This window comes from Leisingera aquimarina DSM 24565 (assembly GCF_000473165.1).
GTDB lineage: Bacteria > Pseudomonadota > Alphaproteobacteria > Rhodobacterales > Rhodobacteraceae > Leisingera > Leisingera aquimarina.
In genome coordinates, this window is sequence record NZ_KI421504.1 from 2819797 (window position 1) to 2836707 (window position 16911).

The following is a 16911-nucleotide window of genomic DNA, read 5'->3' on the forward strand; positions in this document are numbered from 1 at the left end:
CAGCCGGACTCTTTGAGAACGCGCAAACGCAGTTTACAGCGAAGGAGGCCGTGAGGGCTGGCGAAACCACGAACCAAGGTATCCCTGCACCGGAGGGCGAGGCGGATATCATCGATACCGAGTATGAGATCGGCCAGGAAAATTTCGAAACTCAAATCGGCCCGTTCGGGGTCGATATTCACAACCCGATGTTCCTGATCTCCGGCCTGGTGATCGTTGCATTTGTCTTTTATGCGCTGGCACTTCCGGAACAGGCTGCGTCGGTCTGCAACTGGCTGCGCCCAGCAGTAACCGCCGGTTTTGACTGGTTCTTCTTCGGGGCAGCAGATTTTATTGTCCTGTTCTGTCTGTTTCTGATTGTTTCCCCCTGGGGCAGCGTGCGTCTGGGCTCCGCTGGAGGCTGCACCCCTGGGCGATCTACGCCATCGTCGCACTGGCATTGGCGCTGTTCACCTATAACAAGGGGCTGCCGCTTTCCATCCGCTCAGCCTTCTATCCGATCTTCGGTGAACGGATCTGGGGTTGAACCGGCCATGTGATCGACATCCTGGCGGTTTTTGCAACCCTGTTCGGCCTTGCCACTTCGCTGGGGTTCGGCGCAACCCAGGCCAACGTCGGCCTGAACGAGCTGTTTGGCGTACCGGTTGGTGCCGCAACCGAGGTGATCCTGATTTCCGCAACTACCGCAGTGGCGCTGATCCCGGTGCTGCGCGGCCTGGATGGCGGCGTCAAGGTGTTGTCAGAGATAAACATGGGACTGGCCTTTGTGCTGCTTATCTTTGTACTGCTGCTCGGCCCGACGGTAGCTATCCTGACAGGCTTCCACTTCAGCCTCGCGGCCTATGTGGAATACCTGCCTGCGCTGTCCAATCCTTTCGGGCGCGAAGATGTGAACTACAGCCAGGGCTGGACCGCCTTTTACTGGGCTTGGTGGATCAGTTGGTCGCCTTTTGTCGGCATGTTCATTGCCCAGGTCAGCCGCGGCCGCAGTGCGCGCGAGTTCATCATCTGCGTGTTGCTGATCCCAAGCATGGTCTGCGTGCTAAGGATGAGCGTTTTTGGCGGCACCGCAATCCATCAGGTGGTTACAGAGGGTTTCACCGGCGCGCAGGACTCAGCACTGGAGCTGAAACTGTTCAAGATGCTGGGAGAGCTGCCATTGGCAGGCATCACCTCCTTTGTCGGGATTGTTCTGGTGGTAGTGTTCGTTGTCACCTCGTCGGATTCCGGTTCGCTGGTGATTGATACTATCACCGCAGGCGGCAAAGTGGATGCACCAGTGCCGCAGCGGGTGTTCTGGTGCATCTTCGAGGGCGCTATGGCTATCGTGCTGCTGCTGGGCGGCGGTCTGGAGGCGTTGCAGGCCATGGTGATATCCACCGGTCTGCCCTTTACTGCGGTGGTGTTGACGATGTGCTGGGCAATTTTCCGCGGGCTGCAGGCCGAAGCGCGCTAGGGTGCGTCCGGGACAAACAAAAGACCCCGGAGCTTTCCCGGGGCCTTCTTTGCGTGTCAGTCATTGTATTTGAAGAAACCCACCGAGTTCCCATCCGGGTCGGTGGCATAGAAGAACCGCCCGGGCGGGATCTCGATAGTGGGGGAGACCACTTTGCCGCCGGCATCCGTGACCCTCTCCATGACATCTTCCAACTCGCCCTCAGCGGTCAGATGCAATGTCGGTCCGCGTCCGTCGCCTGCCGGCTTTCCGGGATACAGATGCAGGGCAACGCCGGTTGCCTGATCCGCAGGCTTGAACATTGCCATCGGGTTGGGACCGCTGGTATCGATGCTCAAATCGGCACCGGTCACCTTGGAATAAAACGTCACTGCCGCGTCCAAGTCGCTGACGGGCAGCTCGCCCCAGACCAGGAAATCCTTGGGGGTATAGGCCATATCAAATCCTCCGTGTTTGCCTGTGGTCAGCATGACAGGTGCTCCTGCCAGTTTCTGGCATCAGCTTCCTGTCTGGAGCCTCCGGTGCAATTGATTTTCTTACCTGCCGTCCCGATCAGGAATTCCGGCTTGCAGGGCTGTCTGTGTTCCCTCAATCCTTGTGCGGGAGCACGGCCTTGCCGGAACCGCAGCAAACTGCGGAGTGCAACAGGACAGCAAGGCGAAAGAGGAGACAGAAATGACCGCATTGGATATTGATTTTGTCCGGGCCCAATTCCCGGCCTTTGCCGAACCCAGCCTTCAGAACCAGGCGTTTTTTGAAAATGCGGGCGGCTCCTATGCCTGCCGCCAGGTGATTGACCGGCTGACCCGGTTCTATACCCAGCGCAAGGTGCAGCCCTATGCGCCTTATAAGGCCTCCCGCCTGGGCGGCGGCGAAATGGACGAAGCCCGTGCTCGTTTGGCAGCGCTGATGGGCGTGGCAACCGAAGAGCTGAGCTTTGGCCCCTCGACCACCCAGAACACCTATGTGCTGGCCCAGGCATTTCGCAAATTCATGAAGCCCGGCGAGGCGATCATCGTCACCAACCAGGACCACGAAGCCAACACCGGCCCTTGGCGCCGTCTGGCCGAGGAGGGGATCGAGATTCGCGAATGGCAGATCGACCCGCAGACCGGACATCTGGACGTGGCGCAACTGGAAAGCCTGCTGGACGAAAACGTCCGCCTGGTCTGTTTCCCCCATTGTTCCAACGTGGTGGGCGAGATCAACCCGGTGCCCGAGATCACAGCCCTAGCCCATGCCGCCGGTGCCTTTGTCTGTGTTGACGGGGTTTCATATGCGCCGCACGGGCTGCCGAACGTGGATGATCTGGGCGCCGATATCTATCTGTTTTCCGCCTACAAGACCTATGGCCCCCATCAGGGCATCATGGTGATCCGCAAGGCGCTGGGCGCGCTGCTGCCAAACCAGGCGCATTACTTCAATGCGGACACACTCTATAAACGGTTCACCCCGGCAGGCCCGGACCATGCACAGGTGGCGGCCTCGGCCGGCATGGCGGATTATTTCGAGGCATTGGCGGTCCAACATGGCCACGCGGGCACCGCGGCCGAAACCGGCGCCTTTGTCCACGACCTGATGCGTCAGCATGAAATCACCCTGCTGCAGCCGCTGCTGGATGCGGTTAAGGACCGCAACGATGTGCGCTTGCTCGGGCCCGCAACCGCACAAACCCGCGCGCCCACCGTTGCCATTGCCCTGAACCGTCCGGCTGAGCCGGTTGCCGCGGCGCTGTCGGAATATGGCATTATGGCCGGCGGCGGTGATTTCTACGCGGTGCGCGCCCTTTCCGCGATGGGCATTGATCCAAACGAAGGCGTGCTGCGTATGAGCTTCACCCATTACACATCCCAGGCCGAGGTCGCCAAACTGATCGAGGCCTTGGATCGGGTATTGTAGCCAACCCAGGAAGGGAAGCCAATTATGAGCAGCCGTCCTCTGGCGATCTGGTGGATCCGGCGGGATCTCCGCTTGTGCGACAATCCGGCACTGATGGCTGCCTTGGCAGGGGGCAGCGCTGTCCTGCCGGTCTACGTTCTGGACGAACAGGACGCGGCGCTGGGCGCGGCGCCTAAATTTCGCCTAGGGCTGGGGCTGGAGCGTTTCGCACAGGAGCTGGCCAAGGTCGGCTCCCGCCTGATCTTGCGCCGGGGCAGAGCGCTGGACGTGCTGCAACAGCTGATCCGTGAAACCGGAGCAGGGGCCGTGCATTGGTCCCGCCTGTATGATCCGCAGGCCATCGCCCGCGACACGGATATCAAACAGCGGCTCGCGGCGCAGGGGATCGCGGCTAAGTCTCACGGCGGGCGGTTGTTGTTTGAACCCTGGACGGTCGAGACCAAGACCGGAGGCATGTACAAGGTCTACACCCCGTTTTGGAAGGCCGTGCGGGGCCGCAGCGTCACCAGCCTGCTGGCGGCACCCGCCACGCTGCCAGCACCGGAAAACTGGCCCGTCAGCGAAGATCTCACTGCCTGGGATATGGGCGCCGCCATGCACCGCGGTGCGGATGTGGTGGCCAGCTACTGCCGTGTGGGCGAAGACGCCGCGCTGAACCGTCTGGATGGATTTCTCGAAGACACTGTGGATGTATATAAAGAACGCCGCGATTATCCGGGCGAGGACGCCACCTCCGGCCTGTCGGAAAACCTCGCCTGGGGGGAAATCAGCCCGCACCGCATGTGGCACCTGGGCCGCGCGGCGATGGAGCGCGGCAGCCAGGGTGCGGAACATTTTCTGAAAGAGATCGCCTGGCGCGAGTTCGCCTATCACCTGATGTACCACTCGCCGCATATGCTGACGAGCAGCTGGCGCGACGAATGGCAGGCCTTCGCTTGGGTGCAGGACATCACCCCGCAGGTGCTGGCCTGGCAGCGCGGGCAGACCGGGTACGATTTCATCGATGCCGCCATGCGGGAGCTGTATGTAACCGGAAAGATGCACAACCGGGCCCGGATGATTGTGGCAAGTTTCCTCACCAAGCATTTGATGGCACATTGGAAAATCGGGATGGACTGGTTTGCGGAGGCGCTGGTGGACTGGGACCCGGCATCCAACGCCATGGGCTGGCAGTGGGTTGCAGGTTCCGGCCCTGATGCAGCTCCTTTCTTCCGTGTCTTCAACCCCAGCGGTCAGCTGGAAAAATTCGACCCATCAGGCACCTACACGCGACGCTGGATTGCCGAGGGGCAAGGCAACGCACCGCAATCCGCGCTGGACTTTTTCGACGCCGCGCCGCTGTCCTGGAACCTTTCAACGGACACTCCCCGCGCAGAGCCGGTCATTAGCCTGAAAGAGGGGCGCGACCGTGCACTCGCGGCCTATCACGATGCGCGTGAAGACCGCTAACGCATAGTTTTCTTGCCGGAAGGTCCCCCGCGGCCTAGCTTTTTCCTTGTAGCCAGTCCGTGTCTCACAGGGGGAAGCGAATGAAGCTCACGTCCGTTGAGGGCCAGAAAAACCTGCCGCGCTACTTTGCTGCGGTGTTTGCCAAAGTGAAGGCCATGGAGGTCGGGCAGCTGGATATCCACCTGCCGGACGGGCGCATATTTTCCGCTAACGGGCGCAATCCCGGCCCTGCTGCCGACTTGCACATCCGCAATCCCGACTGTTTTGCCCGGCTGATCCGCGAGGGCGATCTTGGCTTTGCCGACGCCTATCTGGAAGGCTGGTGGAGCACCTCGGACCTGCAGGGCTTTATGGATCTGGTGCATATGGGGGCCAACACCGTCTATGACGGGTTCCCGGGCCAGGGACTGGCACGCGCCTATGAACGTTTCCGCTTCTGGCTGCACCGCAATCACCGCAAACAGGCGCAAAAGAACATCTCCTATCACTACGACCTGGGCAATGATTTTTACGGGCTGTGGCTGGATGATACGATGACCTATTCCAGCGCCCTGTTCCGCAGCGGCCAGGACAGCCTGGAAAAAGCGCAGACCGCCAAATATGCCTCTATGGTGGACCAGATGGGTGTGCAACCCGGCGATCATGTGCTGGAGATCGGCTGCGGCTGGGGCGGCTTTGCCGAATACGCCGCCGGTCAAAGGGGGCTGAAAGTCACCGGGCTGACGATCAGCAAGGAGCAGTTGAATTTTGCCCGTCAACGCATGGAAAAGGCCGGTCTTTCCGGTCTGGTGGACCTGCGCCTTCAAGACTACCGCGACTGCCGCGGCACGTTCGACGGCATCGCCTCGATCGAGATGTTCGAGGCCGTGGGCGAAAAATACTGGCCTGCGTATTTCAGCACCGTTCACGACCGGCTGAAACCCGGCGGCAGGGCCACGCTGCAGATCATCACCGTCGCCGACCGCCGCTGGGAGATTTACCGCAAAGGCGTCGACTTCATCCAGAAACACATCTTCCCCGGCGGTATGCTGCCATCGCCGAATATCCTGCGCGATCAGGTCGAACAGGCAGGTCTGGGCGTTGTCCGCTCGATTGAGTTCGGCGACAGCTACGACCAGACCTTGCGGCGCTGGCACGATACCTTCAACGCCCGCTGGGATCAGATCGCCCGCATGGGGTTTGATGACCGCTTCCGCAAGATGTGGAACTTTTACCTCACTTCCTGCGCGGCGGCCTTTAAGACTGGCAATTGCGACGTGACGCAGATTACAGTTGCGCATCGCTGACTGAACTGGCCGCACGGATTGTAACCAGACATGCCCACCGGAGCCCGACTGACCGCTGCCTTTTGTTTGGCTTTATTGGCTTTTATTGTCTCATTTCTGGTGATGCCGCTGATGCCCGAGGGCACCGATTTCGGCTATTTCGTGCATGTGAATGTGGCGCTGGGGCTGCTGAGCGGCTGGATCTTCATGGGCAAACGCGCAGGTCGCGGGCTGGTTCCCGGCATAAACAATGGCCTGACGGGCATGGTGGTCATGGTGTTGTGGGCGCTGTTCATTCAAGGCACCTGGGAGATGTTCCGCTTGGCCATGCGCCACCGCTATGGCGGCCCGTTTGAGGCCCTGTCCCAGATCTTTGTGATTGCACTGGAGTATTTCTTTGTTATCGCTGTGCCAACTGTGCTGGTGCCATTGGCCGTGGGCGGGGTTCTTGCCGGTCTCGCGACCGAGAATGCCTCCCGCCGCTGGCGCTGAAACGTCTTTTTAACAACAGGTTGTAATCCGTGGCTGATCTCTTTTTCTTTGGCACGCTGCGCCATATTCCTTTGCTTGAACTGGTGCTGAGCCGCAGCGGTGCGGCGCTGCAAGCGCAGGGCGCAATATTGTCCGGCCATGGTGTCTATCAGGTGGTTGGCCAGCCATTCCCGGCGATCGAAGCCCGCGAGGGCGCCACGGCTGACGGCGTTCTGGTACAGGGCCTGTCCCCCGCAGATCTGGATGCGCTCAACTTTTATGAAGGCGGCTTTGGCTATGCGCTGAAACCTGTTTCGGTTCAGCTGGAGGATGGCAGCACCGCCCCGGCAGAGGTTTACTTTCCCGAACCGGGCCTGTGGCAAACCGCTGAGCCCTGGGATCTGGCGGCCTGGGTGCGGAAATGGGGGGCGCTGTCCCTGCGGGCCGCCGAAGAGGTGATGTCATATCATGGCCGCATGACCGCTGATGAAGTGGCCCGCTGCTTCCCTTCGGTCCGCCGCCGCGCCGCCGCCTGGCTGGAAGCGCAGGCGCGGCCCGGTGACGGGGTGCGTGACCTTTCCAAAGACGTGATTGTCCACAGCCACAACCGCGCCTACCTGAATTTCTTCGCGATGGAGGAAATGAACCTGCAGTTCCGCCTGTTTGATGGCAGTCTTAGCCCGGTCATGGAACGCTCTGCCGCCATGGCGGGCCATGCAGCGGTGCTGCTGCCATATGACCCGATCCGCGATCAGGTGCTGCTGGTGGAGCAATTCCGCGCACCGCCCTTCATTATGGGCGAAGCGAACCCCTGGATGTGGGAGCCGGTCGCAGGCGTGATCGACCCCGGCGAGACGGCCGGGGAAACCGCGATCCGCGAGGCGCAGGAGGAGGCGGGCGTCACTGTCCAGCGGCTGGAACCGGTGGCGCAGGTCTATCCTTCCAGTGGCGCACTGGCGGAATTCATTCATGTTTTCATCGGTATATCAGACCTTTCTGACATCTATGGCGGCGGTGGTGTTGCCGGTGAGGGCGAGGACATCCGCAGCAAGATCCTCAGCTTTGACGAGCTGATGCTGGGGGTGGATGGACAGATCTATCAGGACATGCCTCTGGTCACCGCGGCGCTGTGGTTGGCACGCCACCGCGCCCGGCTGCGCAACGCTGCGGACTGACCCGCTTCGCGTCTTGTGAACACCGGACCGCTTGGATACACCTTGGGGGAACGATCGAAAGGGATACCATGCGCATTGCACGCGATCTGGCTGATGCCATCGGCCACACTCCTCTTATCCGCCTGAACCGCGTCAGTGAAGAGACCGGCTGCGAGATCATGGGCAAGGCGGAATTCATGAATCCGGGCCAGTCGGTCAAGGACCGTGCCGCGCTCTATATCATCAAGGATGCCATTGCCCGCGGCGATCTGAAGCCCGGCGGCACCATTGTTGAAGGCACGGCCGGCAACACCGGCATCGGCCTGGCGCTGGTCGGCGCCTCCATGGGTTTCAAGACGGTGATCGTGATCCCGGAAACCCAATCGGAAGAAAAAAAGGACATGCTGCGCCTGGCAGGTGCCCAGTTGGTCCAGGTTCCCGCGGCCCCATACCGCAATCCCAACAACTATGTGCGCTATTCCCAGCGTCTGGCGGAAAAACTGGCCAAGACGGAACCGAACGGCGCGATCTGGGCCAACCAGTTCGACAACGTGGCCAACCGTCAGGCCCATGTGGAAACCACCGGCCCAGAAATCTGGGAACAGACCGGCGGCAAAGTCGATGGCTTTGTCTGCGCGGTCGGCTCTGGTGGCACCCTGGCGGGCGTCGCCGACGCGCTGCAGCCCAAGGGCGTCAAGATCGGTCTTGCCGATCCGCTGGGCGCGGCGCTCTATTCCTTCTACACCACCGGTGAGCTGGCCTCCGAAGGCAGCTCCATCACCGAGGGCATCGGCCAGGGCCGGATCACCAAGAACCTGGAAGGCTTCACGCCGGACTTCAGCTACCAGGTGCCGGATGCTGAGGCGGTGCCTTATGTCTTTGATCTGCTGCACGAGGAAGGCCTGGTGCTGGGCGGCTCTTCCGGCATCAACATTGCCGGCGCCGTGCGTATGGCCAAGGAGATGGGGCCGGGCAAAACCATTGTCACCGTTCTGTGCGACTATGGCACCCGCTACCAGTCCAAGTTGTTCAATCCGGATTTCCTGCGGGAGAAAAACCTGCCGGTGCCGGAGTGGATGACCCACACGCCCGCGTCTATCCCAGGCGTATTTGAGGACGTATGACACCCATAATAACCGCTTTGCGGACTGCTTTGCTGGGGCTGGCCATTGCGGCCGGCCTCGCTTTGCCTGCCTTGGCTCAGTTGAACGCTGAATCCCGGGCGATCTATCAGGACTGGCTCAAGACCGCCAACCGCGCGGAGGAGGTCATTGACGCCAGACGGGCCTCCAGCGCCGCTATGGAAGCGCTGCGCAAAGAGCTCACCTCCTACCGGCAGAATTTTCTGGAAGCGCGGACTGGCAACGGCGACCGTATTCAGACGCTCGAAGGCCAGCTTGGCGCCCTCGGCCCGGCGCCCGGCGAGGGCGAGAGCGAGCCCGAGGACATTGCCCAGCTGCGCCGCTCGCTGGAACAGCAGCTGAAGGACCTCAAGGTCCCGCGCATTGTGTCGGAAGAGGCCTACAGCCGTGCCAACGGGCTGATCGCCGAGATTGACAAGATCATCCGCGAACGCCGCACCCGCAGGCTGCTGGAACGCGGACCCTCTCCCTTCAATCCGGAAAACTGGGCAGGGGCATTGCGCTCTCTGACACGCTCCGGCAGCTCGTTGTGGAACGAAACCGCCTCCAAAGTGGGCAGCGCCACCACGGCTGAGCGGGTTCAGAACAGCCTGCCGGCACTGCTCTTGCTGCTGCTGATTGCGGCGCTGTTGGTGTTCCGCGGCCGGCCCTGGGCCCATGCGGCTGGCGACTACCTGCGCCAATTCGGCAGCTCGGGCCGCGGTGTCTGGGGCTTTGTGGTCTCGTTGCTGGAAGTGATCCTGCCCTTTATCGGCATCATCTGCCTGACCGCAGCAGTGGACCTGTCCGGGGTGCTCGGCATCCGCGGCTCGATCCTGCTGGACTATGTGCCCGGCTGGGCGCTGCTGCTTCTGTCGTTCCATTGGCTGGGCAACCAGCTGTTTTCCAGCCGCATCGAAAACGATCTGGTCCCGGTGCAGGAAGGGCGGCTGAACGAGACCCGGCTGATGGTTGACATCCTGGCGGTCATCCTGGTGCTGCAGGACGCGCTGTCGCAGCTGGAAAACATCGACAGCATCCCGGCTGAGGCCCATGCGGTGGCCAGCTTCCCGCTGATCATGGGGGCTGCTCTGGTGCTGCTGCGCCTGCACCGCATCGGCGCCAAGCGCCGTCAGCAGCAAAGCGGCGATGAAACCGATGAGGACGGTGCCATAGCCGCCGGCGCCAACCGGATCATGAATCTGGTGCGCCGTGCCATCTATCTGCTGGGGTTCGTGTCGCCGGTGCTGGCCGCCTTTGGCTATGTCAACGCGGCCGAGGCGCTGATCTATCCCGCGGTGTCCACCCTGGCGCTGCTGGCCGCCCTGCTGGTACTGCAGCGCTTCCTGGGCGATCTCTACGGCTGGCTCTCCGGCAGAGGGTCCGAAGCGCGGGAATCCCTGTTTGCGGTGATGATCGGCTTTGTGCTCGCGGCTCTGGCCTTGCCGCTGCTGGCGCTGATCTGGGGTGCGCGGATCGCCGACCTGACCGAACTGTGGTCGCAGTTCCTGGAAGGGTTCCAGATCGGCGACACAAAGATCTCTCCAACCGCCTTCCTGACCTTTGCCATCGTCTTTGCCGCCGGCTATGCGCTGACCCGTCTGATCCAGGGTTCATTGCGCAATTCTCTGCTGCCCAAGACCAAGATCGACCCGGGCGGCCAGAATGCGATCACCTCCGGCCTTGGTTATGTCGGCATCTTCCTGTCAGCGGTGGTGGCAATCTCGATGGCCGGGCTGGACCTGTCGTCGCTTGCCATCGTCGCAGGCGCGCTGTCGGTCGGCATCGGCTTTGGCTTGCAGACTATCGTGTCGAACTTCGTCTCCGGCATTATCCTGCTGATCGAACGCCCGATCTCCAAAGGCGACTGGATCGAGGTCGGCGGGCTGATGGGCTACGTGCGCGATATTTCCGTCCGCTCTACCCGGATCGAGACCTTCGACCGCTCTGACGTGATCGTGCCGAACTCTGACCTGATCTCGGGCACCGTCACCAACTACACCCGCGGAAACACCGTGGGCCGGGTGATCGTGCCGGTAGGTGTCGCCTATGGCACCGACCCGCGCAAGGTCGAGGCGATCCTGAACGAGGTCGCCAAGGCGCATCCGATGGTGTTGCTTAACCCGGCGCCCAGCGTGGTGTTCCAGGGCTTTGGCGCCGACAGCCTGGATTTCGAGATCCGGGCAATCCTGCGCGATGTGAACTGGGTTCTGTCGGTGAAATCCGACATGAATTACGAGATTTCCAAACGGTTCGACGAAGAAGGGATCGAGATCCCCTTCATGCAGCGCGATATCTGGATCCGTAACCCCGAGGCACTGACCCCGTCAAAACCGGCGGCCTCTGCCACAGCTCCCGCTTCCGCACCTGCCGCCGCTCCCGCGTCTGCTCCGCTGAAGCCGGATCTGGCGGATGTCCAGCAGGACCCCCAAGAAGATGCTGATGGAGATGCCGATGCCGACAAGTGAACCATTGTTCCGCAATGACGCCTATGCACGGATGACCGAAGCGATGGTCCTGGCCCGCACGGAACAGGGCGGGCTGATCCTGGACCGCTCTCTGTTTTACGCCACCGGCGGCGGCCAGCCCGGCGACAGCGGCCAGCTTTTGTGGGGCGACGGCCAATGCACCATCGCCACCACCGTCAAGGGTGAGGGCGATGCAATTGTGCTGGTGCCGCATGAAGGGGAACAATTGCCTGACGAGGGCACGACGGTCACCCAAGTGCTCGACTGGGATCGTCGCTATGGCCACATGCGGGTCCACACCGCACTGCACCTGCTGTCGGTGGTGATCCCGCTGGAGGTGACCGGCGGCTCTATAAGCGCGGAAAAAGGGCGTCTGGATTTCAACATGCCTGAGGCGCCCGTGGACAAACAGGCGCTGCAGGACCAGTTGCAGGCGCTGATCGACCGCGATCTGGAGGTGAGCGAGGATTGGATCACCGATGCCGAACTCGACGCCAATCCGCAGCTGGTAAAAACCATGTCCGTCTCGCCGCCGCGCGGGGCAGGGCATGTGCGCCTTGTCCGCATCGGCACCGCTGACGAGCAGATTGATCTGCAGCCCTGCGGCGGCACCCATGTCAAACGCACCGCTGAAATCGGCAAAATCCGCCTTGGAAAGGTGGAGAAAAAGGGCAAGCAGAACCGCCGCGTCTATCTCCATCTGGAGACTTAAAAAAGAATGCGGGCCGGAGTGCTTTTTTACCATTTCGGCCCTTGCAATTCCCCCTGTGATCCTTCAAAAGCCCCCTCACGGAGAGGTGGCCGAGTGGTCGAAGGCGCACGCCTGGAAAGTGTGTAGGCGGGAAACCGTCTCCAGGGTTCGAATCCCTGTCTCTCCGCCATCCACCCTTGCGAACTGTCTCTACTTTGCGGCTGCTGTTGCAACCTGCCGGAACAGGCCGGTTTTCAGGCGTCTTTCCCAATCATTTCTAATTTCTTGCGCACGTCTCCGGCGCATTCAGGCCGCGCTTTGTGCGCCGGTCTCCGCATGTCAGAGGGGCAGGTGAGTATGGTCATTAACAGAGAATTTCTTTCAGATTCAGCCTGAAAACAGGCGTCGAACGGGCATCTGGCCGTGAGCGTACGGGAATTCCGTCATGATAACAGGTTGTTACGAGGGTCCTGTCCCGGTTTCCTGTTTGTCGACAGAACAGGCCTGTTAAATGTCAAAACAGGCCTGTTAAAGCGCAATAACAGGTGATTTTTTCGACATAACAGGTGTTCCGGGGTGCGCAGGCGGGCGGAGTGGATGCGGTTCAGACGGGTGCTGGCAGGCCGCAGACCCTGCGCTGTTCCGGCCAGTAAAGTGGCAGGTCGTGTTTCATAAGCGCGGCGAGTGTCAGACTTGGAGGCTGGCGGCCCTCGAGAATGGCGCGCTGGATGTCTGGTGCCAGGAAAGCGAGGCGGATGAGGCGGCGGCGGTAGGGCGTGCCAGGCGCCGTGGATAGGGCTGGGGATCCAAAGCGATCGAAAGTGAGCATCGCGTGGGCGCAACGCAAGGCCCGGATCAGCACAGGATCAGGCCGGAGGGAATCTGCCGGAGCGCCGGTGAATTCGGTCCTGCCGCCACGGGTGTGCATTCGTACAGGAAGCACAAGACGCATCTGTGACGGGTCTGCCGGATCTGGCTCCGCGGCTTCGCCCGGCCCAAGCTGCGGCCGTAAGCGGCGCAGCAGGTGGCCGGGCAGGAGGAGTTCCAGACCGGCGGCGTGGACCTCAACACGTGTAGCCAGACGCCACTGTCAGAAGAAAACAACTTGAGGCGGGTTGGGCGGTTTCGTAGCGTTTGGCCATGACCAAGCGCAGCCCCTTTCGGTACTTCAAAACCAGCCCCGAGATCATCCGCCTGGCGGTGATGATGTATATCCGGTTTCCGCTGTCGCTTCGGAATGTCGAGGATCTCCTGCACGAGCGCGGTATTGAAGTGAGCCATGAAACCGTGCGGTTCTGGTGGCAGCGCTTCGGGCCGAAATTTGCGGCCGAGATCCGCAGGAAACGTGTTGAAAACCTTCGCTCCTACTCGGGCTGGAAGTGGCACCTGGACGAGATGTTCGTGAAGATCAATGGCGAACGCCATTACTTGTGGCGGGCCGTCGACCACGAAGGTGAGGTCCTGGAAAGCTTAGTCACAAGGAAGCGTGACAAGAAGGCGGCGCTGAAATTCTTAAGGAAATCAATGAAACGCCATGGCCGGCCCCAGATTATCGTGACTGATAAGTTCCGGTCCTACGGTGCAGCATTGAAGGAAATAGGTGCCTCAAGTCTGCAGGAAACCGGCCGCTGGCTGAACAATCGGGCCGAGAATTCGCACCTGCCGTTCCGACGACGAGAGAGGGCGATGCTGCGTTTCCGGCGAATGCGTAGTTTGCAGAAATTTGCCGCCGTCCATGCCTCGGTCTACAACCTGTTCAATTCGGAGCGCAGCCTCTACTCCCGAGAAAATTTCAAGCTTAATCGCTCCGCTGCTCTCGCCGAGTGGCGCCAACTCGGCGCGGCATAAAGGGCAGCGTTACTGTCCTTGTGGAGACTGGTTCGCATTTGTCTGCCAGTACCCAGTGAAGAGCGCGTTGCGGTGGCGGATATGGCATCAAGGGCAGGCCTGTCAGCGGACAAATGCCGGCGGATTGAATAAACTCTTCAGTGTTATTTACTTTCCCGCACGGTTGCAGCGGCCTTTGGCATAGGCAGCCTGATTCGAAAGACCTGCCCGGCATTCCTGCCGCATTGAGAAACAAACTTTGCAAACTGCAAGGATTGAAATCAAATCCACGCCATTTCCCTCACGGCAGCTTGCGGGGGGAGCGGAAAGCCGGCGGTATCGCCGCATTTTGCCCTTGTTTCGGATCTGGCATCAAATCCGCCCCGCTCAAGCAACAGGTGCGGGAATTTTGTGCGGGATGTGCAAGTTTGAACCGCTGATTGCATCTGATTTTCGAAACAATCAACCCAGTCCAGCACCGGTTTATGCCCTCCCGCTTGGCCCGAATGACGCAATGGGGGGATTTTTAGGCAATTTTTTGGCTTTGTGGCCGGGGGTGCCTAACGTATGCATGTTCTAGCCCATTGGGGGGCGAGTTCTGCGAGCTGCTGAACTGTGGTGGACTGCTAAAATTTAGTTTAAGTCCCTGTGCTGCTGATGCCTGCACACCACTGATCTGAGAGCTTTTGCTTATCGGCTGTGCGCTGTTCCGGCGTGCACTCCAGAGCGTTTGCGCGTTCTGGCCCTCTCTCCGCTTGGGCTGGTGTTTTGACTGCGGAGTTCCGCATGGCTGTGCGGCTGTCCGGCTGGCCCGAACGATTGGCTTGGGGCCAGACCGGTGAGGAGAGAGTGATGGCGAAGAGTACCGATATGCCGAATGCGGACTTGAACGGAATTGTTGAGGGCACCTCGGGGGATGACCTGATCAATGCGGCCTACACCGGCGATCCGGAAGGCGACATGGTTGATAACGCGGATGCCACCGACCCGGCGGCGGGGCCGGATGATGATGTTATCATCGCAGGCAGCGGCAACGACAGCATCTATGCCGGCTCCGGCGATGATACTGTTGATGGCGGCAGCGGCGATGATCTGATCCTGGGCGATGGCGTTTCCGGCACAAATGAACCTGTCAAAATCACCATTTCCTCGACCAGCGCGGCCTTCCAGAACAAGGTCTTTGCCTACACCATCGATCCGTCAACCGGCGAGATCAGCAACGTTGTGATGCTGTCGCAGAATGCAAATGCGGACGTCGGCGAGACCTATAGCTATGATGCGCCCGAAGGCGCGGTTGTCGGCGTCGGCATCATCAGCCCGCATGGCACATTTTACTCTTCCGGCTATGGCGGCAACGCAGATCTGAACCCGGACGGGCTGGACCACACCAAAGGGATATTTGAATTCCCGGATGGCTCCGTTCAGCTGGGCTTTGAGGATATTCGCAACCTGGGCGACAGGGACTTCAACGACGTCAAGCTGATCGTTGACCTGGGCACCTCGGGCACGACGCTCGACAATGCTCATTTCGACTATTCTTCCGATCCGGCCGACCCGGTTGTGCCGGGCGACGACAGCCTGACCGGCGGCGAGGGTGATGACACCATTCTTGGCGGCGGCGGCGACGACACCATCGACGGCGGCGATGGCTCCGATTCGGTTGATGGCGGCGACGGCGATGATGTGATCGACACGTCCAAGGACAGCGGCATTCCGCTGCCGGACCGCGGCTTTACGGGCTACACCGGCACTGACCCCGACATTCCCTTCATCCCGGCGGATGCTGATCCGTTCGACGACCGCGATACCGTTCTGGGCGGCGCCGGCAATGACACCATCTCTACTGGGGATGACGCCGACCTGATCGACGGCGGCTCGGGCATGGACGTGATTGATGGCGGCATCGACGATGACACTATCGACGGCGGCTCCAATGCAGACGTTCTGACCGGCGGTGAAGGCTCCGACAGTCTGCTGGGCGGCGGCGGCAGCGACACCATCTATGGCGGGTTGAACCCGGGTTTCCCGGATGGGTTGAACATTACAGATGACGGCAGTGACGGCCGCCCAGCGGATCCGGACCCGACCAACGGCATGGACACCATTGATGGCGGTTCGGGCAATGACCTGATCTTTGGCCAGGACGACGATGACGACATTTCCGGCGGCTCCGGGCATGACACCATTGATGCCGGTATTGATGACGATATCGTCCGCGGCGGGGCAGGCAATGACCTGATCACCGGAGGCCAGGGGGCCGATACCCTGTCGGGCGGTGCCGGGCGCGATACTTTCCTGGGCGGCAATGCCGGCGACGAAGTTGACGGCGGCTCGGGCGGCGACGACTTCGACACGCTGGATCTGACCGGAACCGGCCCGTTCGAGCTCAGCGGTGTCACCGTCGATGCAGACGGCAACAGCATCTCCGGCACCGTTAACTTCCTCGATGGCGACGGGGCAGTGACCGGCTCCATGACGTTTGGCGAGATAGAGCAGATCATTCCCTGTTTCACGCCCGGCACGCTGATTGCCACCCCGATGGGGGAACGCGGGGTCGAGGATCTGCAGGCTGGCGACCGGGTGATCACCCGCGACAACGGCATTCAGGAGATCCGCTGGATCGGGACCCGGTCACTGGAAGCCGGCGACCTGAAATCTTCCGCGCATCTGCAGCCGGTTCTGATCCGCCAGGGCGCACTGGGCAATGGCCTGCCCGAACGCGATATGATGGTCAGCCCGAACCACAGGGTGCTGGTCGCCAACGACAAGACCGCGCTCTACTTCGAGGACCGCGAGGTGCTGGTGGCTGCCAAGCACCTGACCGGGCTGGCGGGCGTTGACGCGGTGGAGACCACCAGCGTGACCTATATCCACTTTATGTTTGATCAGCACGAAGTGGTGTTGTCCGATGGCGCCTGGACCGAGAGCTTTCAGCCGGGCGATCAGTCCTTGCGCGGGCTGGACAATGCACAGCGCAATGAACTGTTCGAGCTGTTCCCCGATCTTAAATCAGAGAAGGGCCGGGCCGCCTATTCCGCGGCCCGCCGGTCCTTGCGGAAACACGAGGCGCATCTGCTCGTGCATTGAGAAATGCTGCTGCTGTTTTGGGG

General features: G+C 61.0%; 11 protein-coding genes, 1 tRNA gene and 1 pseudogene. 12 read left to right on the forward strand and 1 reads right to left on the reverse strand.

Annotation, left to right across the window (positions count from 1 at the left end):
• The first annotated feature begins 50 nt into the window (after positions 1-50).
• Positions 51-1456, forward strand: a pseudogene (locus tag AQUI_RS28405) (BCCT family transporter).
• Positions 1457-1512: 56 nt separating this feature from the next.
• On the opposite strand, the gene AQUI_RS0118085 reads toward AQUI_RS28405, so the two are convergent.
• A complete protein-coding gene (locus AQUI_RS0118085; protein WP_027258749.1) occupies positions 1513-1893 on the reverse strand; it encodes a VOC family protein in 381 nt (126 codons plus the stop codon).
• 238 nt (positions 1894-2131) lie between these two features.
• Here AQUI_RS0118085 and AQUI_RS0118090 point away from each other — a divergent pair, with 238 nt between their 5' ends.
• From AQUI_RS0118090 to AQUI_RS0118145, 11 genes are all read left to right on the forward strand, one after another.
• Positions 2132-3355: an aminotransferase class V-fold PLP-dependent enzyme gene (locus AQUI_RS0118090; RefSeq protein ID WP_027258750.1), complete on the forward strand. Its 1224-nt coding sequence runs from the start codon at positions 2132-2134 to the stop codon at positions 3353-3355.
• Positions 3356-3379: 24 nt separating this feature from the next.
• Positions 3380-4804, forward strand: a complete 1425-nt coding sequence (locus AQUI_RS0118095) for a cryptochrome/photolyase family protein (RefSeq protein WP_027258751.1) — start codon at positions 3380-3382, stop codon at positions 4802-4804.
• An 80-nt stretch (positions 4805-4884) separates the two neighbouring features.
• Positions 4885-6090 (forward strand): SAM-dependent methyltransferase, encoded by a 1206-nt coding sequence (locus AQUI_RS0118100; protein WP_027258752.1) that lies wholly within the window; start codon positions 4885-4887, stop codon positions 6088-6090.
• Between the two features lie 30 nt (positions 6091-6120).
• Positions 6121-6561: a TrgA family protein gene (locus AQUI_RS0118105; RefSeq protein WP_027258753.1), complete on the forward strand. Its 441-nt coding sequence runs from the start codon at positions 6121-6123 to the stop codon at positions 6559-6561.
• Positions 6562-6590: 29 nt separating this feature from the next.
• On the forward strand, positions 6591-7715 hold the full coding sequence (locus tag AQUI_RS0118110) for an NUDIX domain-containing protein (RefSeq protein ID WP_027258754.1): 1125 nt from the start codon (positions 6591-6593) through the stop codon (positions 7713-7715).
• Between the two features lie 68 nt (positions 7716-7783).
• Positions 7784-8818 (forward strand): cysteine synthase A, encoded by a 1035-nt coding sequence (locus AQUI_RS0118115; RefSeq protein ID WP_027258755.1) that lies wholly within the window; start codon positions 7784-7786, stop codon positions 8816-8818.
• A complete protein-coding gene (locus AQUI_RS0118120) occupies positions 8815-11283 on the forward strand; it encodes a DUF3772 domain-containing protein (RefSeq protein WP_027258756.1) in 2469 nt (822 codons plus the stop codon). The genes AQUI_RS0118115 and AQUI_RS0118120 overlap by 4 nt, the downstream gene beginning before the upstream one ends.
• Positions 11228-11995, forward strand: a complete 768-nt coding sequence (locus AQUI_RS0118125; protein ID WP_425411825.1) for an alanyl-tRNA editing protein — start codon at positions 11228-11230, stop codon at positions 11993-11995. The genes AQUI_RS0118120 and AQUI_RS0118125 overlap by 56 nt, the downstream gene beginning before the upstream one ends.
• Positions 11996-12074: 79 nt before the next feature.
• Positions 12075-12164: transfer RNA gene (locus AQUI_RS0118130), tRNA-Ser, on the forward strand.
• A gap of 950 nt (positions 12165-13114) precedes the next feature.
• Positions 13115-13822, forward strand: coding sequence for an IS6 family transposase (locus AQUI_RS0118140; RefSeq protein WP_027258759.1), 708 nt, complete (start codon positions 13115-13117; stop codon positions 13820-13822).
• Between the two features lie 831 nt (positions 13823-14653).
• Positions 14654-16888 (forward strand): Hint domain-containing protein, encoded by a 2235-nt coding sequence (locus AQUI_RS0118145; RefSeq protein ID WP_027258760.1) that lies wholly within the window; start codon positions 14654-14656, stop codon positions 16886-16888.
• Positions 16889-16911: the final 23 nt, after the last annotated feature.

Coding starts and splice junctions, on each gene's coding strand:
- AQUI_RS0118090 (WP_027258750.1), top strand. CDS start 2,132: ATGACCGCATTGGATATTGATTTTGTCCGGGCCCAATTCCCGGCCTTT.
- AQUI_RS0118115 (WP_027258755.1), top strand. CDS start 7,784: ATGCGCATTGCACGCGATCTGGCTGATGCCATCGGCCACACTCCTCTT.
- AQUI_RS0118085 (WP_027258749.1), bottom strand. CDS start 1,893: ATGGCCTATACCCCCAAGGATTTCCTGGTCTGGGGCGAGCTGCCCGTC.
- AQUI_RS0118105 (WP_027258753.1), top strand. CDS start 6,121: ATGCCCACCGGAGCCCGACTGACCGCTGCCTTTTGTTTGGCTTTATTG.
- AQUI_RS0118140 (WP_027258759.1), top strand. CDS start 13,115: ATGACCAAGCGCAGCCCCTTTCGGTACTTCAAAACCAGCCCCGAGATC.
- AQUI_RS0118100 (WP_027258752.1), top strand. CDS start 4,885: ATGAAGCTCACGTCCGTTGAGGGCCAGAAAAACCTGCCGCGCTACTTT.
- AQUI_RS0118125 (WP_425411825.1), top strand. CDS start 11,228: ATGTCCAGCAGGACCCCCAAGAAGATGCTGATGGAGATGCCGATGCCG.
- AQUI_RS0118120 (WP_027258756.1), top strand. CDS start 8,815: ATGACACCCATAATAACCGCTTTGCGGACTGCTTTGCTGGGGCTGGCC.
- AQUI_RS0118145 (WP_027258760.1), top strand. CDS start 14,654: ATGGCGAAGAGTACCGATATGCCGAATGCGGACTTGAACGGAATTGTT.
- AQUI_RS0118095 (WP_027258751.1), top strand. CDS start 3,380: ATGAGCAGCCGTCCTCTGGCGATCTGGTGGATCCGGCGGGATCTCCGC.